The sequence below is a fragment of the Longibaculum muris genome (assembly GCF_004343035.1).
Classification (GTDB): Bacteria; Bacillota_I; Bacilli_A; order Erysipelotrichales; family Coprobacillaceae; genus Longibaculum; species Longibaculum muris.
The window spans coordinates 17,870-42,257 of sequence record NZ_SMCQ01000028.1; the positions used below are offsets into that span (position 1 = coordinate 17,870).

At 29.1% G+C, this 24,388-nt stretch carries 24 protein-coding genes; 7 read left to right on the plus strand and 17 right to left on the minus strand.

The features are described from left to right. Positions 1-81 precede the first annotated feature (81 nt). Positions 82-1,848 (plus strand): oligoendopeptidase F, encoded by a 1,767-nt coding sequence (gene pepF, locus EDD60_RS13970; protein WP_066446708.1) that lies wholly within the window; start codon positions 82-84, stop codon positions 1,846-1,848. A 24-nt stretch (positions 1,849-1,872) separates the two neighbouring features. Here pepF and EDD60_RS13975 read toward each other — a convergent pair whose 3' ends face one another. The 3 genes from EDD60_RS13975 to EDD60_RS13985 form a co-directional block, all read right to left on the minus strand. After that, entirely contained in the window at positions 1,873-2,355 is a 483-nt protein-coding gene (locus EDD60_RS13975) for a DUF6512 family protein (RefSeq protein WP_066446705.1), read from the minus strand. A 51-nt stretch (positions 2,356-2,406) separates the two neighbouring features. Beyond that, the gene (locus EDD60_RS13980; protein WP_132226508.1) at positions 2,407-3,564 is read right to left on the minus strand and encodes a hypothetical protein; all 1,158 of its coding nucleotides are present in this window, start codon (positions 3,562-3,564) and stop codon (positions 2,407-2,409) included. A 92-nt stretch (positions 3,565-3,656) separates the two neighbouring features. Beyond that, positions 3,657-5,327: a hypothetical protein gene (locus EDD60_RS13985; protein WP_132226509.1), complete on the minus strand. Its 1,671-nt coding sequence runs from the start codon at positions 5,325-5,327 to the stop codon at positions 3,657-3,659. Between the two features lie 127 nt (positions 5,328-5,454). On the opposite strand from EDD60_RS13985, the gene ispG reads away from it, so the two are divergent. Further along, entirely contained in the window at positions 5,455-6,513 is a 1,059-nt protein-coding gene (gene ispG / locus EDD60_RS13990; RefSeq protein ID WP_066446699.1) for a flavodoxin-dependent (E)-4-hydroxy-3-methylbut-2-enyl-diphosphate synthase, read from the plus strand. A 14-nt stretch (positions 6,514-6,527) separates the two neighbouring features. Here ispG and EDD60_RS13995 read toward each other — a convergent pair whose 3' ends face one another. The 3 genes from EDD60_RS13995 to EDD60_RS14005 are packed head-to-tail and all read right to left on the minus strand — an operon-like array spanning position 6,528 to position 8,407. Then, complete coding sequence (locus EDD60_RS13995) at positions 6,528-7,172, minus strand: ABC-2 transporter permease (RefSeq protein WP_066446696.1); 645 nt, start codon at positions 7,170-7,172, stop codon at positions 6,528-6,530. After that, positions 7,153-8,031, minus strand: a complete 879-nt coding sequence (locus tag EDD60_RS14000; RefSeq protein ID WP_066446693.1) for an ABC transporter ATP-binding protein — start codon at positions 8,029-8,031, stop codon at positions 7,153-7,155. The genes EDD60_RS13995 and EDD60_RS14000 overlap by 20 nt, the downstream gene beginning before the upstream one ends. Before the next feature lies 1 nt (position 8,032). Beyond that, positions 8,033-8,407 (minus strand): GntR family transcriptional regulator, encoded by a 375-nt coding sequence (locus tag EDD60_RS14005; RefSeq protein WP_066446691.1) that lies wholly within the window; start codon positions 8,405-8,407, stop codon positions 8,033-8,035. Positions 8,408-8,564: 157 nt separating this feature from the next. On the opposite strand from EDD60_RS14005, the gene EDD60_RS14010 reads away from it, so the two are divergent. Further along, positions 8,565-8,825, plus strand: a complete 261-nt coding sequence (locus EDD60_RS14010) for a hypothetical protein (protein WP_066446689.1) — start codon at positions 8,565-8,567, stop codon at positions 8,823-8,825. Here EDD60_RS14010 and EDD60_RS14015 read toward each other — a convergent pair. Both EDD60_RS14015 and EDD60_RS14020 read right to left on the minus strand, forming a co-directional pair. Then, positions 8,798-9,661, minus strand: a complete 864-nt coding sequence (locus EDD60_RS14015; RefSeq protein ID WP_066446687.1) for a deoxyribonuclease IV — start codon at positions 9,659-9,661, stop codon at positions 8,798-8,800. The two genes, EDD60_RS14010 and EDD60_RS14015, sit on opposite strands and share 28 nt — an antisense overlap. Continuing rightward, positions 9,661-11,031, minus strand: a complete 1,371-nt coding sequence (locus EDD60_RS14020; RefSeq protein ID WP_066446684.1) for a DEAD/DEAH box helicase — start codon at positions 11,029-11,031, stop codon at positions 9,661-9,663. The genes EDD60_RS14015 and EDD60_RS14020 overlap by 1 nt, the downstream gene beginning before the upstream one ends. Before the next feature lie 135 nt (positions 11,032-11,166). Here EDD60_RS14020 and EDD60_RS14025 point away from each other — a divergent pair, with 135 nt between their 5' ends. Beyond that, positions 11,167-11,517 carry a hypothetical protein gene (locus EDD60_RS14025; protein ID WP_066446681.1) on the plus strand — a complete coding sequence of 117 codons (351 nt, stop codon included), beginning with the start codon at positions 11,167-11,169 and terminating at the stop codon, positions 11,515-11,517. On the opposite strand, the gene EDD60_RS14030 is transcribed toward EDD60_RS14025, so the two are convergent. Continuing rightward, positions 11,514-13,082, minus strand: a complete 1,569-nt coding sequence (locus EDD60_RS14030) for a MutS-related protein (protein WP_066446678.1) — start codon at positions 13,080-13,082, stop codon at positions 11,514-11,516. The genes EDD60_RS14025 and EDD60_RS14030 overlap by 4 nt on opposite strands. Positions 13,083-13,137: 55 nt before the next feature. Further along, positions 13,138-13,716 carry a MerR family transcriptional regulator gene (locus tag EDD60_RS14035; protein ID WP_066446677.1) on the minus strand — a complete coding sequence of 193 codons (579 nt, stop codon included), beginning with the start codon at positions 13,714-13,716 and terminating at the stop codon, positions 13,138-13,140. Between the two features lie 88 nt (positions 13,717-13,804). On the opposite strand from EDD60_RS14035, the gene EDD60_RS14040 reads away from it, so the two are divergent. Together EDD60_RS14040 and EDD60_RS14045 are read left to right on the plus strand one after the other, a co-directional pair. Further along, a complete protein-coding gene (locus tag EDD60_RS14040) occupies positions 13,805-14,716 on the plus strand; it encodes a 4-hydroxy-3-methylbut-2-enyl diphosphate reductase (protein WP_066446675.1) in 912 nt (303 codons plus the stop codon). Between the two features lie 118 nt (positions 14,717-14,834). Then, complete coding sequence (locus EDD60_RS14045; protein ID WP_066446673.1) at positions 14,835-16,070, plus strand: MFS transporter; 1,236 nt, start codon at positions 14,835-14,837, stop codon at positions 16,068-16,070. Positions 16,071-16,088: 18 nt separating this feature from the next. Here the strand turns inward: EDD60_RS14045 and EDD60_RS14050 are convergent, their stop codons facing one another. The 4 genes from EDD60_RS14050 to EDD60_RS14065 all read right to left on the minus strand — a co-directional run bounded on the left by EDD60_RS14050 (position 16,089) and on the right by EDD60_RS14065 (position 21,443). Beyond that, complete coding sequence (locus EDD60_RS14050; protein WP_165973154.1) at positions 16,089-17,534, minus strand: 6-phospho-beta-glucosidase; 1,446 nt, start codon at positions 17,532-17,534, stop codon at positions 16,089-16,091. A gap of 115 nt (positions 17,535-17,649) precedes the next feature. Further along, complete coding sequence (locus EDD60_RS14055) at positions 17,650-18,432, minus strand: MurR/RpiR family transcriptional regulator (protein ID WP_066446667.1); 783 nt, start codon at positions 18,430-18,432, stop codon at positions 17,650-17,652. Between the two features lie 94 nt (positions 18,433-18,526). After that, a complete protein-coding gene (locus EDD60_RS14060; RefSeq protein ID WP_066446664.1) occupies positions 18,527-19,936 on the minus strand; it encodes a PTS sugar transporter subunit IIC in 1,410 nt (469 codons plus the stop codon). A gap of 148 nt (positions 19,937-20,084) precedes the next feature. Next, positions 20,085-21,443, minus strand: coding sequence for an MATE family efflux transporter (locus EDD60_RS14065; RefSeq protein WP_066446663.1), 1,359 nt, complete (start codon positions 21,441-21,443; stop codon positions 20,085-20,087). Between the two features lie 126 nt (positions 21,444-21,569). Here EDD60_RS14065 and EDD60_RS14070 point away from each other — a divergent pair, with 126 nt between their 5' ends. Beyond that, positions 21,570-22,421, plus strand: a complete 852-nt coding sequence (locus EDD60_RS14070) for a Cof-type HAD-IIB family hydrolase (protein WP_066446660.1) — start codon at positions 21,570-21,572, stop codon at positions 22,419-22,421. A 28-nt stretch (positions 22,422-22,449) separates the two neighbouring features. Here EDD60_RS14070 and EDD60_RS14075 read toward each other — a convergent pair whose 3' ends face one another. The 3 genes from EDD60_RS14075 to EDD60_RS14085 form a co-directional block, all read right to left on the minus strand. Beyond that, positions 22,450-23,526 carry an anti sigma factor C-terminal domain-containing protein gene (locus EDD60_RS14075; RefSeq protein WP_066446658.1) on the minus strand — a complete coding sequence of 359 codons (1,077 nt, stop codon included), beginning with the start codon at positions 23,524-23,526 and terminating at the stop codon, positions 22,450-22,452. Then, a complete protein-coding gene (locus EDD60_RS14080; protein WP_066446655.1) occupies positions 23,523-24,014 on the minus strand; it encodes an RNA polymerase sigma factor in 492 nt (163 codons plus the stop codon). Before EDD60_RS14080 ends, EDD60_RS14075 begins: the two co-directional genes overlap by 4 nt. A 108-nt stretch (positions 24,015-24,122) precedes the next feature. Continuing rightward, on the minus strand, positions 24,123-24,388 hold a 266-nt coding region (locus EDD60_RS14085; protein WP_207905377.1), incomplete at its 5' end, for a DUF4351 domain-containing protein.

Consider the following 24,388-nt stretch of genomic DNA (forward strand, 5'->3'; position numbering starts at 1 on the left):
ATCTCATAACATCTTAAAATAACGAATGAATTGACAAAGATTTTGAAAAGACCTATCATATAAAAGTATAAGGAGGATATTATGGAAAGATCAAGTATTCAAACAAAAGATACATGGGATTTATCTTACATTTATCAAACAAATCAAGAATTTTATACAGATTTACAAAAAGCTAAAGATTTATTACAAGTCATTTATCAACAAAAGGATATATTTTTAAATGATGTAGATAGCTTTCTAAAATTTCATGAAGATTATATCAAGCTTTCTCGCTATATTCAAAAATTACATTGTTTTGCGCATTTACATTGTGATGTTCAACCAAATGAACAAGATTATCAAACAATGTATGCAGCTATTTTATCATTTTATGACCAAGTTTCTTCAACCCTAGATTTTTATACTGTTATGATGATAGATCATAGTGACATCATTACAGACTACTTAAAAGATGAAAGATTAGCTGATTATCGTTATTCTATCCAAGAGATATTACGTCAAAAGAAACATGTTTTATCACAGGAAATGGAAACTCTTGTTTCTAAGACATCTTCTATTTCTGATATTTCATCACAAGTTTTTGATGCTTTGCGTTTAGATTATGAACCTGTGCATGTAGATGGCGAAGAAAAGTTTTTAAATAGTGCAACACTGACTGAATTTCTTAAAAATAAGAATCCTGAAGTTAGAAAAGAAGCATATCATCATTTCTTTAAAGAATATAAAAGATTTGAAAATGTTTTTGCCACAACACTCTCTGGAGTTATGAAAAAAGATGCTTTTTATGCAGATGTTAAAAAATTTGCTAATCCATTAGAAGCAAGTCTATTTGATGATAATGTGCCCACATCATTATTTTTTAAGATCTTAGATAAAGCTAATCAACAATATCGTCCATTATTTCATCGTTATAATGCTTTAAAAAAGAAAAAACTTAATTTAGAGACAATGTATAATTACGATTTAAGCGTTCCTTTAATTGAATATGAAACTAAAAAATATACAATTGAAGAATGTTTTGATATCATTTTAGATGTTGTCAAAATATTTGGTGATGACTATGTTAAGATTATTCAAAAAGCTCGTGATGAACGTTGGATTGATTATTATCCACATAGTGGTAAACGTATTGGTGCTTATTCTAGTGGATGTTATGATACAAAACCTTATATTCTTATGAACTTTATTGGTGATTATAATTCTTTATCAACAATGATTCATGAGTTAGGTCATAGTGCTCATACCTATTTATCATGTCATAATCAATCACCAGTGAATTGTGATTATCGTATCTTTGTAGCGGAAGTTGCTTCCACAGTTAATGAAACACTTTTAATTCATTACATGCTAGAACATGCAACATCTCAGGAAGAAAAGGCCTATTTCTTGTATGAATTATTAGAAAATTGTGTTGGTTTGATCTTTAGACAACCTATGTATGCTGATTTTGAACATATTTTACACACTTGGGCGCAAGAAGGGAAACCAATGTCAGCTCAAATGATTACGGATTTATATTATCAAAAGAATGCTGAATATTTTGGAAAAGATGTTACAATGGATGAATATGTTGGATATTCTTGTTTCTATATTCCTCATTTCTATTATAACTATTACGTTTATAAATATACTTTAGGGATGACTGTTGCTTTGGCTATTGTTTCTCGTATTTTAAATGGTGATGAAAAACAAAAAGAAGCTTATCTTAACTTCTTAAAAGCTGGTGGCAGTAAGGATCCTGTAGATTTATTGAAAGATGCTTTGGTTGATCCAATAGATGATCAATTGTATGATGATGCATTCCATTATTTTGAAAATATTTTAAATGAATTTGAAGAAATTATTTAGAGCAGCTCGTTTGAACTGCTCTTTTTACATACTATAATCAATAAATAATGGTAAATCTGGTGGAAAGAAAGTCCAAAAAGTAAATAATATAATCAAAATTATAATAATAGCAAAGCTTATCTTCATAGACCATTGGATATGATGTACCCTCACCCAATAAAAAGACATATTTCCAATAAAAATACTCAACAACAATAAGAAAATATCCAAAAACAAACTTTCAATTCCTAACCCAAAATAATAAAAGTAGTAAATCAAAACAACACTTAATATTCCTACAATGATACTTATAGGAATAGCAGTCAAAAATGATAAATCTTTATTTTTATATCGATACCAAACAATCAAACTTACAAATAACATCGGATATAAAACAAGTTTTAAATGTTCAAAAATACTTTCATTAACCGGTGCAATCACTGCAACAATAGGATTAGAAAAAACATTATAAGCAAAATGCATTAATGCACCTAAAACAAATTCAATAATCGTTATGATATAAATCATAAATTATCACCCTATTCATCATATGTAGAAATGATGAAAATATGCAAGCATCTAGTCAATTCTCATTGTATCAATCATTCCATTATCAAAAAGGACTGAAATAGGCATTCTTTGATCATATGAATCATGATTGATGGAAGGTATAAAATCATAATCATTTAAATAGATATTGATATAATCTTCCATTAATCCAATTTGTTCACCACCATTTTTCTTATTCATAATAAAAGCAAAATAAATATCATAATGTTGAATATGCGGATTTAAAAACAATTGATATTCTTTATAACCAATAACATCACTTATATAAGAGTAACTACCGATATTTTCTTTATAAGAATAGTCTTTTTGTTGATCACTCACTTTAAAGTCAACTATCTGACAAGGTGAATAAGAAAGATGAACAGATGAACTTCTTTGTACTGTGACTTTTAATTGTTTAGATTTAACATTGTTTAACTTGATATGATAAGCCGTTAAATATTGTGACTTGTTATAGTCATAAACTTTCACATCAAAGAATTGATTTGAACTTTTATCTAATAATGTTTGAGTATAATTCTTAGATTGTAAATTATGAGTTTGATAAGCAAAATGAGGATAAATTAAATTCACTATAAAAACTACTGTTAAAGTCAACAATAAATAACTAACCCAACAAAATATCGCTGGATAATGAAAAGTTGTTTTTTTAATCGCTTTATTTTTAAAATAAGCATAACACTCCAGTAACATTGATAGTAAAATTAATAATAAAAGAAGATAAATAATCATATTAATTGGTGCTAAATTTTCAAATAATGCCACAACATTCATAGATACATAACATATTGCTACATATATAAACAAACGTTTATCAATCAATTGATTCATACCAAAACATATCAATATAACCTGAATCATATGAATCATTAAACCAAAATAGATATATATTTGTGGAATTGTATAAGGAATAATCAGACTACATAATTCAATCATAGCTATAGCCATTGAAATTATTGAAAAAACATAGCCATAAATTAAAACCTTATTTTCCCTATAAATCATTCTTATAGCCAAATAAAAACATAGTGAAGATATCAATGAATGAAACTGCAATGAAAAAATAAAATCAAAATGTACACTTCCTAATAAAAAAGCAATAATCAAATAAATAATCACATACTGAAAAGAACCGATTAATTCCCTTTGATTCTTATGAAGTTTCATATCACTTCACCTCCCTATCCTTTCCTACCTTCATCATAACATCATTCTTTTTAAGATTCAAACAAACAAGAATGTTTAAAAAAAAGTGAGCACTAACTCACTTTATAACCTAAATATGCCATAAATTCCTTTTCTTCATCAACTGATAATGGTTTTAACAAAGCCGTTAATCCACCAATCTTTTCCTTATTAGCCATCACAATAACAATATTATGATCTTTAATCACAAACCCTTTTTCATTAACCCCATAAGAAAATGTCTCAGTTTTCTTAATCTTTAATCCTTTTAAAGATTTCACTAACTTATTTGCATCTTTTTCATGATAACATGTATAAGTTATTAAATAAGGATTGTTAGGTAATGCCAATTGATTCAAAGTATCTTTTTGAACATAATCATCAGCATATAAATTTCCCCATACCGTTGATAATTGACGATTTTTTAAAGCATAATCATTCAATTTGATTTTAATACGATCACGTATTTCCATATTCATCACAACTTCTTCACGATCTTTTGCATTCATCAATTGTAATGGTGATTGTGTTTCATTTAAATAATAAGCTCCGATTGCCGAAGAAACCATCACAACAAAAACCAAGAAAGAAACTGAATAACGATAACATTTATGATAAACATGATTTTCTTCTAATAACCCTTGATTTATCTTCAAATAATAATTTTTTCTACGATGATATTGTCTTAATGATTCTAAAACTTTCTTTGTAATTACGGAATAAAGGAAACAAACAAAAGTCAGACATATACAAAAAGAAAGAAGTTTAGCAAACTCTAAATTAAAATATAACAAAATACCTTTAAAAAATGTATGTGATACAATTGAATAAGATTGATTTAATACTGCTAACATGAAATGACCAAATGGTAAAGCTTTCAAAAATAATTCTAAAGTAAACAAATTCGTATATGTAAAGTTTTGCCAATAAATAATAATAAAAACAACACTAGCAAAAAGTGGTTTAGAAAAAGAACCCAAAACATTTTTAATTGTATTAATCATTGTAAAGAAAATAATTTTTACTTTTTGAATTGTTGTTAAATCTTGAAAAGTTCCTTGAACCTCTTGGTAATGATCAAAGATTTGAATATATGCTTGAAAATAGCGTTCAAAGTAATCACGATGACGACGTTTAAACTTCTTTTGGAAACGAAAACGAATATAAGCAAAACTATCGTTTTCATCAACTTGTAAATAATGATAACTATCTTTCAAACTTAATTTTTCTTGAATCTTTTTTGGCTCTACTTTTTTAAAGAAAGACAAAATAAAGATTGTTGAAAAGAAAAATATTAATAGTGTAGCAAAACCTAAAATATAAAAACCTGTTGTTGTTGAAAGATCAGTCTTTCCTCCTAGATACTGCAAAGCAGTTATTCCTATTGCTTTAGCAAATAAAAAATCATAGACTTTCATTCCAAAACCATATATCCAATTATATAAACCTTGCATTGAATCAATTAAAATAACATTTAAATACATAAAGAAAAATGCCAAAATGAATGATCCACAAACAATAAACAATATTGCAAAAATAATCATTCCAATTATACCTGCAATTTGTGAAGCTTTATCTAAATATAAATTGATTTGTTTTAAAGTTGTTTTATATTGTGTATTGTTTTTTTCACTGATTTGTTGATAAGCTTCATCTATTTGTTCATCATCCCGATCTTTCACATGGGCATAAACTTCATCCACCAATTTCTGATTCTTTAAATCTAATAAATCCCTATAATTCATCAAAATCTCCCCTTTGTTTTCTTATTATAACATAATTATCACTTCATTTAATGAGAAATATGCTTTTCTTTTAAGTATACAATTCTTATTTTTTCAAGTATAATAAATAAAGAAATGAGGTAATATTATGTTAAGAAATCAGACACGTTCTTTTAAAGTAGGAAATCTTACCCTAGGTGGTAATAACCATGTTATCATTCAATCCATGTGTAACACCAAAACCAAAGATACTAAGGCAACCATTCAACAAATCCTAGAATTAGAAAAAGCTGGTTGTGAAATGATTAGGGTTGCAGTATTAGATGAAGAAGATGCTTATGCGATTAAGACAATCCAATCAGCTATTCATATTCCTTTAGTTGCTGATATTCATTTTAACTATAAGTTAGCTTTGATTGCGATCGAAAGTGGAGTAGATAAGATTCGTATTAATCCTGGTAATATTGGTTCTATGGAAAAAGTGAAAGCAGTTGTAGAGGCTTGTAAGGCTAAACATATTCCTATTCGTATTGGAGTAAATGGGGGTTCTTTGGAAAAAGAAATCCTTGAAAAATATGGCAAGCCAACAGCTCAAGGGATGATTGAAAGTGCTCAAAAACATATTGATATTTTAGAGTCTCTCAATTTTCATGATTATGCGATTTCATTGAAATCTTCTAACACACTTTTAACAATTGAAGCTTATACCTTAGCCAGTCAAACTTTTGATTGTCCATTACATATTGGAGTGACTGAAGCAGGGACAAAGCTTGGTGGAACGATTAAATCAAGTTTAGGTATTGGGACTTTATTATATCAGGGTATTGGAAATACAATCCGTGTTTCATTAAGTGCTGATCCTTTAGAAGAAATTAAAGTTGCTAAAACTTTATTAAAAGAATTAGAATTAATTGATCATGTACCAACCTTGATTTCATGTCCAACTTGTGGTCGTATTCAATACAATTTAATTCCTATTGCAAGTGAAATTGAGGACTTCTTGAATACGATTCATGCTGATATTACAGTTGCGATAATGGGATGTGCCGTGAATGGTCCTGGTGAAGCCAAACATGCTGATATTGGTATTGCTGGGGGAGTAAATGAGGGCTTACTCATTAAAAAAGGTGAAATTATTAGAAAAGTAAAACAAGATGATATTGTTGATGTATTAAAAGAAGAAATTATAAAAATGACAAGAGAATAACTCCTGTCATTTTTTTATGAATATCTTCTTTGTAAGATTTTTAAAGAAACAAAGTAACCCACCAATAAACAAAGCATTGCAATGACAATTCCAATCATTAACAAATAAATTGGCTTCATTGTCAGAATAGATGTCATATCAAAACCAAAGAAAGCAATCAAATAAATAGCAATGGATACTCCTGTAAAAACCAAATATACAAATGCCCCCTTTTTGGCACCTAATAAATGATATCCTACAGAATTTAAAGCCATCAAAATAGTTCCAAAAACCATTCCTGCTCCCCATAACATTAAGCCAACATCAAGCGACACAACTTTTAAATAATAAACAAAGAATAACATATACACAAAGGCAACAACCATACTGAGAAAAAGAAAGATGAAACCCGTAATAAATCTTGCTAAAACAACTTCTTGTTTGGTAACCGGTAATGATAAATAGGCTTTTTCAAAATTCGTCCTTTCTTCCTTTTCCATAACCACTTGCAAATAGGCACTTCCCCCAACTGGTATAGATAAAACAACAATAAGTGCTAAGCCATAAAAATTTTGAAAAAAGTAACCAATAGTAACAGATGTTACCACTAAGCTTAAAAGTGATAACAATTGCCCTTTTTGTTTAAGAATAAATAAATCTTTATAAATTAATGCTTTCATTGATTCTTGTCCCCCTTACATACAATAACATCACATCTTCGATTGTTGCTTTATCAATCACTAAATCTTGATAAATTTTAGCAAAACTTTCTCTATCTTCAACTAAGACTTTATATTCAAAATCTTCTTTCTTATAAGCCAAAATATCTTTTTTATCCATTGCTTCAAAAACTTTTTGACCACAATGAATCAATCCAAAATGATCATGAATATCTTCATATGATTTAGTAAACATGATTTCACCTTCATGAATAAAAATAATATAATCAGCAATCTTATCTAAATCACTTGTTATATGAGATGACATTAAGACCCCATTATTTTCATCCATAATAAATTCCTGTAAAATTTCTAAAATTTCATCACGAATAATAGGATCAAGTCCGCTTGTTGCTTCATCAAGAATCAATAAACGAGGGTGATGAGCTAATTCAGCCGCAAAACATAATTTCATTTTCATTCCTTTAGAAAACTTTTCAATCCGTTTATTTCTTGGTAAATTAAACTTATCAAGATATTCATTATAAAGCGTGCTATCCCAATTGTCATAAACCAATTTCATCATATTTTCGATATCCTGACATTTAAACTTTTCATTATAATGACAAGTATCATAAATAATTCCCATTTTTTGTTTTAAACGTTTCTCGTTTTCTCTCATGTTTTCACCAAAAACATAGATTTCACCACTATCTTCTTTTAATAAATTTTCAATCAAGTTAATAATTGTAGATTTCCCAGTACCATTTTCACCAATCAATCCAACAATTGTTCCAGTAGGAACAGATAATGAAATATTTTTTAATTGAAAATCATCAAATCCTTTATTTAAATTTTTTATTTCTAAAATCTTATCCATATTAATCTCCCTTATAAAATAGCGTCAATATTTCTATGAGCTGTGACAATTCAATACCAGCCATCTTGCCTGTTTCAACAACTTCTTCAAGCTTTTCTTCAATCAAACGCAAATTTTCTTCTCTTAAAAAATCTTTATTTTGAGCTGATACAAATGTTCCTTTGCCAGCGACAGTTTCAATAAAACCATCACGTGATAAGTCTTCATATGCATGTTGAGCAGTAATCACACTGATATGTAGTGATTTTGCCAATGCGCGCATAGATGGCAAAGCATCACTAGGTTTCAATTCACCACTCATAATCATAGCCTTTATTTGTGATGTAATTTGCTCATAGATAGGTTTATGAGAACTATTGCTCAAGATAATTTCCAACTTATGCACCTCCATCTTACTTATTGTACAAGTACAGTATATACTATATAAGTACACTTGTCAATGACTCTAAAATTTTTTATTTAGCATTTTTTTCTCATAAAATAGTCATTCTTTTTCTAGGTAAAACATAATCTATAGATAGGAGGAACAAAAGATGCGAGATCAAAATAACGAATATATTTCAGCATTAAAATTAGAAGACTTTAAAATTCTGTTAAAAGAATTTGATATTGAAATGGATGAAGAAACACAGAGAATGGTTCTCTCTATTATTAAAAACAATCAGTTTGCTTTAGTGCATGACCAATACCAATTTATTATAGAGAACTATATAAAAAAATTGACAAGTGAATTCACTTGTCAAAAAGTTGTTGTTTTATTAAACAATTATTTTAAACCGCTATTGAAAGTTTGATTTTTAAACATTTCAATTTCTTCTTTATAAGGTGCCTGTTCACCTATATAAGGTGTTTCTAATATTTTAGGAACATCTTTTAATTTAGGATGATGAACAATATGATTTAAGGTTTCAAAGCCAATATGTCCATATCCAATATTTTCATGACGATCTTTATGAGCCCCGCGTTCATTTTTAGAATCATTAACATGGACAACTAACAAACGTTGTAACCCAATCTTTTCATCAAATTCATTTAAGATTTCATCAAATTTTGTTAAATCATAACCTGCATCATGAAGATGACATGTATCTAAACATACACCCAAAAGTTCATGATGTTCAACGTTATCAATAATATAACGTAATTGATCAAAATCTCGTCCTAATTCACTTCCTTTACCAGCCATTGTTTCTAAAGCAATATGTACACTTTGGTCAGGTGTTAAAACTTCATTTAAACCTTTAACGATTTGTTGAAGTCCAACTTCATCACCTGCTTTAACGTGTGATCCTGGATGTAAGACTAGTCGTGATACACCAATTGCTTCACATCTTTGGATTTCCTGTTTTAAAAAACTCACAGCTAATTCATAAGTTTCAGGTTTAATTGTATTAGCTAAATTGATGATATAAGGTGCATGAACAACAACATCATCGATATTGATATGATTTTCTTCCATCAATGCTTTTGCTTCATCAACGCGCAATTGATCAATTGGTTTACGTGCGGTATTTTGGGGAGCACCTGTATAAAACATGAAAGTTGTAGAGCCATAAGACAAAGCTTCTTTAACTGAGCCAAGCATCATTTCTTTCCCTTTTAAAGAGACATGACTACCAATCTTTAACATTATTGTGATTCCCTTTCACGTTTTTCTCTTTGAGCTTGTTTTGCTCGTTCTTTCTTTTGACGCTTAATATCTTGTCTGATAATTGCTCTTTTTTCTTGTTTTACCATTTTTTCAATAACTCTTTTTCTTTTCTTTTTATAACCAGGTTTAACTTTTGTTGGTTTTCTCACAATAGAAGAAATCTTTTGTTCTAATTCAGTTTGATGTTTTTGTCTTGATTTACGTTTTTCACGTTCTTTTGACTCAACAAATTGATTTCCTTTTAATTCCTTCACTTCAAAATGAATCCCTTTTTTCTCCAATGCTTCAACAATACTTTGATTACTTGTATCATACATACTATAACATTCACCAGTATATTTTCCACGTCCACAACGTCCACTACGATGAATATAAAAATCTAATTCAGTTGGAAATTCCATATTAATAATATGACTTGCTCCATCAATATCAATCCCTCTAGCAGCAATATCCGTTGCCACAATATATTGATACTCCATATTTTTAATACGTCTCATCATTTGACGTCTTTCTCTTGGTTCAAGGTTCCCATGAATTTCTCCAACTTTATAACCATCTTCTCTTAAACGATGAGCAATATCCTCTACTTCATTTCTTTTATTACAGAAAATCAAACAAATATAAGGATCAATAATAGACATAACTTCTTTTAAAACTTCATAACGTTGACGATGTTTTGTAGGAACTAAATAGTGAGAGATATTACGTGAAGTTGATAAATGTTCATCAATTTCAATAATCTTAGGTGCTTTCATATATTTTTGTAAGAATGGTCTTAGCATTTGTGGAATAGTTGCTGAAAAGACCATCATTTGAAGATTATCTTTCATCTTTGATAGAACTGCATCAATATCTTCTAAATATCCAAATTCTAATGTCATATCTGCTTCATCCACAACAAAAATATCTGCTGTTGTAATACGTAAAGCTTGTTCATCTAAAGATAAATCTTTAATTCTTCCTGGTGTCCCGATCACAATATGAGGTTGTGTTGATAATTTGTTAATTGCTTTTTGTTTATCACTTCCCCCAATAATTAAAGATACTTTTAAATCTGGATTATGTTTAACAAATAATTTTGCATGTTCATAAATTTGTGATGCTAATTCTCTGGTTGGTGCTGTAATTACAGCTTGAACACAATCCTTTTCAACATCTATCATATCCATAATTGGAATTAAAAAAGCATGTGTTTTCCCTGTTCCAGTTTGCGAAATCCCAATGACATCAATATATTTATAAACCAAAGGTATTACTGATTTTTGAATGTTTGTAGGACTTTTAAAGTTCAACTCTTGAATTGTTTCTTTCACAAAGGGTTGAAATTGATATTGTTCAAATAATTTCATAAAAACGCCTCCTTTCAAGCCTTTTGATTATACAATAAATTGTCTAAAAAAGCAAAATACTTTGCTTATATTCTTCATTTTTTCTAATGAACACTCTTTTTGTTTTCACATATATTGAAATAGGAGGTGTTAATCATGTATCCGCAATATCCACAGATTCCTTATGAGTACCCACCATATCAATCCATGCCGATGATGTATCCAATGATGCAAAAGCCTTCACTTTTACAATCTATGAAATACTCTTTAAATCAACTATCAATGTCATCAACAATTAGAACAGCACAAAAAACCCTTTATACTGTTAATCAAATTATACCCATTGTTAATCAATTAAGACCTGTTGTACACAATGCAAAAACAGCTTTTCGCGTTGTTAAAGCAGTAAAACAATTTGATTTTGAAGATGTATCTGAAGAAATTGATCAAAATGTTAATGAAGATAGTCCTGTTTTTCAAAATATGTTTCCAAAAGAAAAAGCCTAATCAGGCTTTTTTAGTGTATCAATAATTCCTTGTGGATAATCATAAACACTTAACAAGGCAATCGCATTACCAACTTGGCAAACCCCATCATGAATCTTATAATCACAACATAGTTGTCCATCTTTTACATAATCATTAAAACAATATTTTTGAATATCTGCAAAAGCTTTAATAATAGATAAATCATGAGTTGTAATAAAAACTTGTGAAGAACTTTCAAAAAGATATTTTAAGATAGCATAAGAAATAGCCACTCTTTCCTTTTCATTTGTTCCTCTTAAGATTTCATCAATAAAGATTAAACAACGATGAGCTGTTGACATATCAATAATCTTCTTTAAAGTCTTAACTTCTTTGACAAAATAACTTTCACCAGATTCTAAATCATCTTTCATATGAATTGCACTACATACATGATAAGGATAATATTGCCATTGACTTGCAAAACAAGTATGCAATGATTTTGCAAGTAAAGTATTAACTCCTATCATTTTAATAAAAGTTGATTTCCCTGAAGCATTTGATCCTGTAATAATACAAGATTGATCACTTGAAAAACTATTTTTAACTGGATTTTCTAATAATGGATGATAACCATCTTCAAAAGCAATAATAGGTGTAGATGATAACTCTGGAATACATGTTTCATATCTTTTTCTTAGCGTCATAACTGAAATTGCCATATCTACACATCCAACATATTCATAAGCTTCCAAAACATCTTGAGCTAATTCTTCTTTATGTTTAAATAAAATCAAGCATTGAAAAACTGGAATCATGAACATCCCTTTGATAATCTCCATGAAATAAAAAGCATCAATTTTTTCAAGCTGATGAAACATCTGCGTTATTAACGTATACTTTTTCACTCTTTTCACCATTTTTGCTATTTTATGTTGATCTTCTAAAGCATAAACATGTGCTTTCATCAATTGATCCAAACATTCCACCAAATAACAATAACTTAAAACTTCACTCATTAAATGCTCTGTCTTATGCTTATAATATGCATAAGTGGTCATCATTGTTGCAAAATAAAAACCTACAAATAAAAGAATATCAATTCCCACAACAAAGTAAAAACCAAACAATAAAAAGGGAATCAACATTAATGTAACAATAACAATCCGATCAATAAAAGAAAAAATATCTTCATGTTCAAATAATTTCAAAGATTCACTATATTGACGACTCAATTGATACAAAGCATAAATTGATTGAGCAAGAGTTGTTTGATCGTCTAGTCTAGCAATCGTATTTTCTAACAACTCATGATGTGTAGGATTAACAAAAAACTTACCATACATATATTCTCGTCCTACATCACTATAAGTAAAATCAACTCTAGCAAAAACTTCACGCATCTCTAAATCATCAATCACTTGTTCATCTATATCTTTTTCTTGAATCGCATCGCGATATTCACCAGTGATTTCACTCTTTCCATTAGCCAAACGAAAATCAAACATTGAAATCAAACGTCTTTTCGTCAAACTATTCGCAATAATTCTTATGATTACCATCATCACAAGCATACAAAGCATAACCAATAACATGACATACATGATAAAGCCCCCTTTTGTAGCTTCACTATACAACCAATCCCTTAGGGAATGTCAATTATTTTTTTAATTTTTGATAAATTTGATAAGCAAATACCTTTATACGTGGTGATGCATATATCGAAAACGAAATCAAAACAAGCACAGATGATATCATTTCATAAATATCATCTTGTCCCTGAGATTTTGAAGCAAGCATAACTGCTAAAAACATTAACCAAAAAATCAATTTTTCAAAATCAATTGTAAAACGTTGAAAGGTTGTTCTTTCTTTCAGTTTAAAGGCTTGGTCTAAATCCTGAGACAATGAACTCATATCTTCTTGTCTTTCAATACATTCTTGTACAGAATCAATGAAATCAATAGATGTTTCTATATCATAGATTTGTTTTTGATAATCAGCTTTTTTCTTTTCAAATAATTCATAATGATGTTCAATTAAAATTTCTTTAATTTCAGCAATTGTAAAATTCATTTGTCTTAATTGTTTTATTCTTAAAAGCATTTGTTGTTCATGTTTATGATAAACACGATAACCTTTGTTATCTTTTTGTGGTTGAATTAATCCTTTTTCTTCATAGAGATTAATGGCTTTTTTAGAAATTCTTAATTTTTTAGATAATTCTTGTATATACATAATAACTCCTTTAGTTGATAATATTATTATATCGAGATTATTTTTGATAAGCAACAAATTATGGTATAATGCTAGTGAGGTGATCGAAATGGAAGTAAAAGCCATAGTTCCTAGAGGTTATTGTAAAGGTGTTGTTAGAGCAATTGATATTGCTAAAAAAGCAAGTTGTCAAGATGATGATGTTTATATTTTAGGAATGATTGTGCATAATCAATATATTGTGAATGCTTTAGAAGAATTGGGAATTTATACCATTGATCAAAAAGGAAAAACAAGATTAGAGTTATTAGATGAAATTGATTATGGAACAGTTATTATTACAGCTCATGGAGCGAGTGAGCAGGTGTTTAAAAAGGCTCAGGAAAAAGGGTTAAAGGTTATTGATGCTTCGTGTTTAGATGTCATTAAGACTCATGATTTAATTAAAGATAAATTAAAAGATGGCTATGAAATATTATATATTGGTAAAGCTGGTCATCCTGAAGCGGAAGGTGCTATTTCTATCAATGAACAAAAGATCCATTTAATTACAAAAAAAGAAGATCTTGATAACCTAGATCCAACAATTCATTATGTCATAACCAACCAAACAACAATGTCTTTATATGATGTCTATGATTTATGTGAATATGCTAAAGAAAAACTTCCTCATGTTGAAATAGCTAAAGAAACATGTACTGCAACCAAAATCAGACAAGAAGCTATTCAAAATATGGATGAAGATATTGATATTGTTTTTATTGTTGGTGATCCTCATTCTAATAATACCCAAAAGCTTGCATCGATTGCAAAAAAGAATAGAGAAGTTTATATGATTGAAAGCATTGATGATTTAGATGTGAAAACCTTGAAAGGAAAAAAGAAGGCAGCTGTTTCTTCAGGTGCTTCAACCCCAACATATTTAACGAATCAAGTTATTGATTTTTTAAAGCAATTTGATGAAAATAATCCAAATACCTATCAAAAACCAGTTATTGATAAATCAAAAATATTAAGTTAAAATGCAATTTCTTTGCATTTTTGCTTTTGCAACCAATAGTTTACACTTTCAAAGTAGAGTTGGTAGTCGCAACCTAAGTCTTTTTCATATAATGAGAGTGTCTTAGGGAGGTATGACAATGAAAAAATATAAAGATTTATGGTTAGAAAAAAATTATATAAAAGTCATGTTGGCTAATATCATTACACGTTTAGGTGATGGCATTGATACAATTGCTTTTTCTTGGTTAGTTTATGAAGTAACAGGTTCAACGGTTTTAACCGCAAGTATTTTTGGTGTCAATGTGATTCCTAATTTAACTATCGGTTTAGTTTCAGGTGTGATTTGTCAGTATGTGAGTGAAAAACTGATGATGTTTGTTTGTGATTTAGGTCGTGCTCTTTGTGTCTTTTTGATTGCTTTTTTATATATGAGTGGTCATTTAGCTGTTTGGCATTTGTTTGTGATTACTTTTTTAAACAGTAGTTTTGAAGCTTTTAGAACACCTGTTGAAGCGAGTATTTATCCTAAAATTCTTTCAAAAGATCATTTAGATTTAGGAATTGCTTTAAAAGAAAGTTTTGTGAATGGGGCGAATTTTTTAGGCATTATTATTGCTCCTATATGTATTACGCTTTGGGGATTACATGGAGCTTTAATCATTGATGCTTTGAGTTTTGCATTATGTGGATTGATTATTTTAACAATGCAGAATATTCATGTGACTACAGAGGATAAAATGACTTTATCAAAATGTTTCCAAGATTTAAAAGATGGTTTTGCTTATGTTAAAAAAGATAGATTTTTAGTTAAGTTATTAATTATTTTCTGTTTGACTAATGCTTTATTTACCCCAATTAATTCCTTTGAAGCAGCTTTTGTAAAAGATGTCTTACACATGGGAAGTATTGGTATATCCTTATTTTCAATGGGATTTTTACTAGGTAATGTCCTCTTTTCACCTATGTTACCTTTCTTAAAGGAAAAATTCTTAGGTCGAAAGTTAATTGTATATGGTACGATGGTTGTTGGTATAACAATGATTGGATATTCCTTATTGCCCAATGTTCCTAGTGAATTCCGATATATAGCTCTTACTTTAGTAGCCTTTTTTATGGGTGGAGCGATTGGAACCCTCAACTATCCTGTTCATTTAGCTTTATATAAACGCATTGAACCAACTTATCTTTCCCGTGTTCAATCAATTTGTGGAACTTGTGCAATGGCAATTGTCCCAATCAGTTCTTTTTTAGCCGGTGGTATTTCTGCCTTTGTTCCCCTTCAAATGATTTATTTAAGTTGTGCAATTCTCTTATTTATTTGTAGTATTTATATTTTCTTTCAAAAATTATTTTATGTTTTTAATCAATACTAAAAAATACTAGAATGATATCTAGTATTTTTTTAAATCTGTTAAATTTTCTCCATTGCTGTTAATCACTTGTTGATACCAATCAAAAGATTTCTTTTTCTTTCTTTGTAATGTTCCATGACCTTCATTATCCTTATCAACATAGATAAAACCATAACGTTTTTTCATTTCTCCAGTTCCTGCACTGACAATATCAATACATCCCCAAGGTGTATATCCCATTAAATCAACACCATCAATATCAACTGCTGCCTTCATGGCTTCTATATGAGCTCTTAAATAATCAATACGATATTGATCATTAATGCTACCATCTTCTTCTAATTGATCAATTGCCCCAAATCCATTTTCAACAATAAACATAGGTAATTGATAATGATCATAAAACCAATTAAGTGAATAACGTAAACCAATAGGATCAATTTGCCAACCCCAATCACTTGCTTCAACATATTGATTCTTAATTAAATCCTTCTTATAATCAAATTCAAATTCTGGATTTGTTCCACTATAATGTGTTGCAAAAGACATATAATAAGAAAAACCAATATAATCCACAGTTCCTTGTTTTAATTCTTGCAAATCCTCATCAGTCATATCAAGATGATAACCTTTTCTTTCAAAGAATTTCATCATATATGAAGGATAATATCCTCTTACATGAACATCAGTAAACCAAAAATATTTATGCATAGCATCAACAGACATCATCATATCTTTAGGATCACAGCTATAAGGATAAACTGGTGTCATTGCGATCATACAACCAATTTGAAATTGTGGATTGATACGATGCCCTAGTTGAACAGCCTTGGCACTCGCTACCAATTCATAATGAGCAGCTTGATACATAAGAGCTTCTCTATCTTCACCTTCTTGATAAATTAATCCTGAATTAGTAAATGGTTCAAAGTCATCTTGGCACTTGGCTTGATTATTAATCTCATTAAAAGTCATCCAATATTTAACTTTATCTTTATATCTTCTAAAGCAAACTTCAGCAAATCTCACAAAGAAATCAATGCATTGACGATTTCTAAAACCACCATAGTTTTTCACTAAAGCATAAGGCATTTCAAAATGTGATAAAGTAACCACTGGTTCAATTCCATATTTTAAACATTCATCAAATAAATCATCATAAAATTTTAGTCCTTCTTCATTTGGTTTGTTCTCATCACCATTAGGAAAAATACGTGTCCATGCGATAGATGTTCTAAAACATTTAAATCCCATTTTGGCAAATAGTGCAATATCTTCTTTATAGTGTCCATAAAAATCAATAGCTTCATGATTAGGATAATTTTCTCCAGGTAAAACACCATCAGTGATACGACGCGCTACACCATTTGCTCCAGCAGTCATCACATCTGCAATACTTACACCCTTTCCACCTTTATTCCATCCACCTTCAGCTTGATGTGCAGCAATTGCTCCACCCCATAAAAAATCTTTTCTAAAACCCATAATCTCATCCTCCTTGACATTATCATAATGAATATTTTTATTCAGACAATAAAAAAAACTTTGATAGAATGAACTAATCAAAGTCTTTTTCATTTTATAATGATTTTTAAATAATCTAGTCTCTTGATATTAAAATACCATAGATTAAATCAACAATATATCCTGCAGCAATCGTTGAACACATCACATCAACATCATCATAAATATGTGTATCAAACAATAAACAATCCTGACAATATTCATTTAGTTTTTCATCTTTTCTTCCCATAATACCAACAGTATAAGCATTTTTATCTTTTAATTTTTGAGCAATATTTAAAATTGTTTCATTACTTCCTGTAAGTGAAATTAAGATAGAAACATTTCTTTTGATATCTTTCATATTTTCTAAATAATAATGATTGGTTCCATTATGATCACTGGCATGCATTCCTAATGCCTGTAATTTAAATGCCATACTTTTAGCAATTGTATAAGAAATTCCAACCCCATAAATATCAATGGATGTAGCATTCATTAATCGATTACAAACTCTTAATACAACATTTTGATTCATTAAAAGATTGGTATTTGTTAATGTTTTTTCATATAACTTCATAATAGTATTCATTGTCGAATCATATGATGAGAAATATTGACTAGGATTATCATCAACAAGATTTTCAGCTTTTAAAGCTTCTCTTTTTTCAATGACTAATTTAGAAATAAATTCTCGATAAGTTGAAATCCCTAATTTTTTATATAAACGTACAACTGCTGATTGAGAAGCATAACTTCTTTTTCCTACCTCTATGCTTGTTAAATTCTCTATTTGATTATTTTCATCTAACAAGAAATGAGCAATTAATCTTTCTGATTCAGTTAATTGACTTTCATCTTTTAATTTCTCTATAATCATATCATTTCCTCCTTAAGCATTATATAATAATTTATCCAAAAAACAAAGGTGAAAAATATGTAGAAAAAAGATATCATAAAATATGATACCTTCACTATAACATTGCACTTTCTGATTGTTTATTTTGATATTTTTCATAGGCAATGACAAATGGAATATAAATAAGTGTTGAAGCTACAATGACAATTAATTGTGAAACTGCTCCCATAATACTTCCACCTGTTGCTAAGAATCCTAACAATAAAGGTGGCATTGTCCATGGAACTTCTAAAACAACACGTGGACAGAATCCAATTGTTGTTAAAAACCAACCAATTGTTAATCCAACAGCTGGAACAATCAAGAATGGAATCCCTAAAATTGGATTTAATACCATTGGTAAACCAAAAGTAATTGTTTCATTGATATTAAATAATCCAGGAACAAGTGATAATGAAGCAATTGCTTTATTATCTTCACGTTTAGCAAACATCCCCATGGCAATTAAAAGACCTAAAGTCACTCCAGAACCACCAATTTCACCAAACATTTGTAACATTGTTGTATTGAAAATATGTGGTATTTTCCCACTATGTGTTGCATATGCAGTTGTATTAGCATAAAGCATTGGTCTAAAGATTGATTCTTTAACCGCTGAAATCATATTTTGACCATGGATTCCAACTAACCAAAACATTTGAGCTAATGTATACATTAAACATACAGCTAAAATATTGTCGCCAATAATTTTAGTTAATGGTTCTTGCACAGCTGTTTTAATAATATCATTAATATATTGACCAGTTATTAATTGTACAAGCCATCCAATCATTCCAACAACTAATAATGTTAAAAATGTTGGAATCAAGACTTCAAAAGCACGTGTAACTCCTGGTGGAACTTGTTCAGGCATCTTGATTTTTAAAGCATCCATTTTACGAAAAGCATGATAAATCTCTAATGCTAAAATTCCAATAATTAAAGCTGTAAATAAACCAGTTGCGCCTAAATAATCAGCATTAAAACCAGTAAAAGTCCCTACTTGAGATAAATCAGTCACACCATTTTTAGTTAAAACATCACCAATCGAAATAGCTTTATCTGCTTTATCAGTTAACCCACTAGCTAGTGATGTGATGGTATGTGCAGTTGGTGTCACAACCGCCCATGACATAAATCCAACAACTGCTGGAAATGCTCCTGTTTCCCCATTTGCTTCTCCTATTTCTTGAGCAACTAACATAACAATTCCAACTGAAATACATGAGATTGTACAAAATTGAATGGCAGAAAAAACCGCATTAACAGGTTCTAATACCATAATTGGACTAAAGATTCCCCCTAATCCTTGAGCATTCCCTTCTACCAATGTATCATTAACCAATACATTTGTCCAAAGTACACTCATCGCTCCAGCAATTGTAGCTGGCATAAAGTTTTGAAACGCATTTTTAATAGCACCTAAGTATTTATTCTGTCCAGCCCAAGCGCCAATACGTCCAAGCTTATCAGCAAAAACATCCATTTTCTTTTCCTCCTTATCTAGACACTATTATAAAGTGTGTAGAAAAAGAAACAATAAATCTAAAAGCTGTTGGTTTGTTTATTTAAAATATATAAAAATGTGATTTTAAAAATAAATTTTTTATTTAAGAAAAGAGTGAATCTCTCTTTTAAGACTCACTCTCTGTCTCATATTCAGGTAACCAATTGACTTTATGATAATAAACAATAAACATAATTGCACATGTCACCCAAGTCACTGGCCATCCCATAAAGACAAAATAAATACTAGACGTCAACTTTGTCACAATTGCCAAATAAATTTGTCTTAAAATAACAAAGTTAAAAACCATAATATACATTGGAACAGATGATTTACCAGCTCCTCTTAAAACCCCATTGTAAATTTGGACAACTGGTAAAACAATATAGAATGGTACAAAGGCCATTTGCATTGTTCGTCCAGCATTAACAACATCAATTTCACTATTAAAAATAGCAATAAACTCTTTACCAAAGAAGAATAAAGAAATAGCCATTGTACCTATAACTGCCATTGTCATCCATAATGCAATTTTTGATCCACGTTTCACACGATCATATTGCTTAGCTCCAATATTTTGACCAACAAAGGTTGTAATTGCCATATTGAAACTTTGTAATGGTAAATTGACAAAACCATCAATTCTAATAGAAGCAGAGTATCCTGCAACGACACTTGAACCAAACGCATTAACATATGATTGCACAATAACATTAGATAAAGAAACAATACTTTGTTGAAGTCCCGTTGGCAAACCAATCATAACAATCTTTTTTAAAATTGGTATATCAAAACGGATATTCTTTAAATTCAAACGATGAGCTCCATCACTTTTCATTAATACGAGCACAACCATTAAACTGCTTATTGCCTGGGCAATGAGAGTTGCATATCCCGCTCCAGCAACACCTAAATGTAGATATTTGACAAATAAAAAATCTAAAATAATATTAATGATACATGCTATGATTAAAAAATACAAAGGCCGCTTGGAATCTCCAATAGCACGTAAAATTCCTGAACCCATATTATAAATTAAGTTAAAGGATATACCAGCAAAATAAATTGCTAAATATGTTGAAGATTCTTGAAAAACATCAGCAGGTATTCCTACTGCATGTAACATTGGATTTGTTCCTAATATTCCAACAATTGTTAAAACAATTGACATGACAATCGTCAAAGCAGCTGAACTATGAACAGCTTTCTTTAATCGTTTATCATCACCTGCACCAAAATATTGAGCAATAATAACCCCAGCACCAGTTGCTAATCCCATAAAAAAGCCAATCAGCATATTAATAATTGGTGAAGAAGCTCCTACTGCAGCTAAAGCTTGTTTACTTACATAGTTTCCAACAACATAGGCATCCACTGTGTTATAAAGTTGTTGAAACAAATTTCCCACTAAAAGAGGTATTGAAAACCAAAAGATTGATTTTGCGATACTTCCATGTATTAAATCAGTAGATTGATTCTTATCCATACAAAATCCCCCTTTATGTTTCTTTATTTTACAATATTTTTACATAAAAGAAAGGATAATTTCATGGTGTGAAAATAATTTTATTTTTTCTTATTTTTCTATATAATAAAGACGTGGAGGATGAGTATGAGTAAGAAAATTATATTTTTTGATGTTGATGGAACATTGGTTGATGTGAGACCAGCTAGAGAGTATATTCCTGAATCAACAGTAAAAGCAGTTCAAGAAACGAGAAAACAAGGAAATTTGTGTTTTTTATGTACAGGGAGAAGTAAAGCAGAAATTTATTCACATATTTTAGAAGTTGGTTTTGATGGTATTATTGGAGCTGGTGGTGGATTTGTTGAAATAGGTGATGAGATGTTATATCATAAGATGGTTTCTCAATCTGCTATTAATCATGTTGTTGATTTTTTTGAAGAACATGGTTTTGATTATTACATTGAAAGTAATGGTGGTCTATATGCGAGTCAAAATTTAGTTCCTCGCCTAGAAAGAATTATGTATGGTGATTTAGAAAATGATCCCCTTGCTAGAAAAAAGAAAGAAGAAGAACCAAGTCACTTTATTCCTTCTTTAAAAGTTGGATATGATTTACATCGTGGTGATGTTAATAAGATTTGTTTCTTAGAAAAAGAAGGATTTGCATTTGAAACAATCAGAAATGAATTTGAAAAAGAGTTTAATGTGATTCATTGTACGGTTCCTATTTTTGGTGACAACAGTGGTGAACTTTCTGTTCCTGGTGTTAATAAAGCCTCAGCGATTGAAGCTCTCATTACACATTTAGGCATCCCAAAAGAAAATACATATGCTTTTGGTGATGGTTTAAATGATATTGATATGTTAGAATATTGCCAACATGGTATTGCTGTTGGAAATGCAGCCAAGGGACTTAAAGATATTGCTGATGAAATAACAGATGATATTGCTGAAGATGGTATTTATCATTCTATGAAGAAACATGGTTTAATATAAATAGACAAGATAGAGATTTCTATCTTGTCTATTTTTGTAATTCTGATAATTTGATATCATCAATATAAATATATTGAATATTATCCTTTTTTATCATTTTTAAGAGGTCATTTTTATTGACAATTATTCTTAAACCAGAAACCTGAAAACCATTTTTAGCACATTTATATGTTTCTTTTAATGAAGAATAATCCATAGAATTACTTGCCTTTGAAATCATATTATATTCTTTTTCATGATCTAATAACATTTTTAAATTAGATAAATAATATTGTTGTAATATATCTGGTGTTATAGAATTATTGTTTTCTATATAGAAATGGGGATATTTTCTTTTAGCATCTTCGGTTAAATCATACATACTTAATTTATATAAACTTATTCCTCTTGCAAGTGTTGGATCATCTTGACTCCATAAATCAGTTGCCATCCAAAGAAATTTAACTTGATTATATCGTTTCATAAAATCAATTGTTTTTTCTAATGAATAAGGTTTATCAAAACTAATTGAAACATTTAATAATGATGATTCTGGCAGCTTTTCTATTTCATTTAAAGTTTTATCATTAATTTTAAATAAATCTTTGCCATACCCATTATTTTCAGATAAAGATAAGTTCAAAAACTCATAGGACATTCTAGAAAAATAGTGTTCACCATTAAAATCTTCTATAGACATTTTTGATTGGTTGATATTTATTATTGCATTATAAGAATCATCTACATACAATTTATCAAATAAATTATGAAATTTTACTTTTAATTCATAGTTTCCTAACCCCAAAGATTGTATATCATGGTTTGGATAATATCCATAATTTGGACAATAAATTTCACACCAAGTTTGTAAAACAATTTTAAAAGTTTTTCCAGAGAATGTTTCACTTTGCTCATCTACAATAAGATTTTCTTCATGAAAAGGATTGTAATATATATAATCTGATATATATTGATATCCTTTAGCTATAGTAACAATTACAAGTGTGATAATAATTGTAAAGATGATAATTCTTGAATAAATTTTTTTGTGAATTATCTTTTTTATTTTTTTATTTGTTCCTTCATCATCTAATTTTAATAATTCATCTAATTGATCTTTTTTCATAAATAATCCTCCTCTATACTTAGTTTTCTTAATTTTTCTTTAACACGATAACGAATCACTCGCATATAATTCACACTAATATTTAATATTTGTGAAATCTCAACATCACTTAAATCATCTTGAACAGATAATAAAATGACTTCTCTTTCTATTTTAGGTAATTGATAGATATTTTTATATAACCATCTTTTATGTTCCTCATGAATGCACTCTTTTAAAACATCATCAGAACTTTGAAAACAATCAAAATGAATTTCAGTTTGAGTATATACATATTTCTTTTTCTTTGTCATATTATAGAATTCATTTTTTAAAACAGTATATAACCAAGCTTTTAGATTTCCATCTTCAAAGCTCAATAATGCTTTAACAAAAGTATTCATCACTAAATCTTCTGCATCTGCTTTTTGATGAGTAAGAGAAAAGGCAAAAAGGAACAGAGAATAGTAATATTTTTGATAAAGCAAATCAATTTCATCTTTTTTCACGTTTCTCCCCTCCCTCATCTATATAACAATCATATCACATAATAATTACATAATATTTTAAAAATAAAAATGAGATAGCTATTTTTAACTATCTCATTTCAATATGACTTACGATAAAACATTCATCAGTTCTTCTTCACTTTTCGCATCAATAATCTTGATTGTTAAAGCATCTATTTTGTCATCTGAACTTTCCTCTATCTTCATAATCAGTTCCTTTGATACAAATCCAAATTTGCTTTTTAGTTGATTTACAATGGTTTGGATTTTCCCTTGTTTAAGTCCTCTCATTTCACTTTCTAATTTAAATTCCTCTAGTACCTGACACATGTCTACTTCCTCCCTTTCTTCTTTCTCTATCCTTATGACTAGTT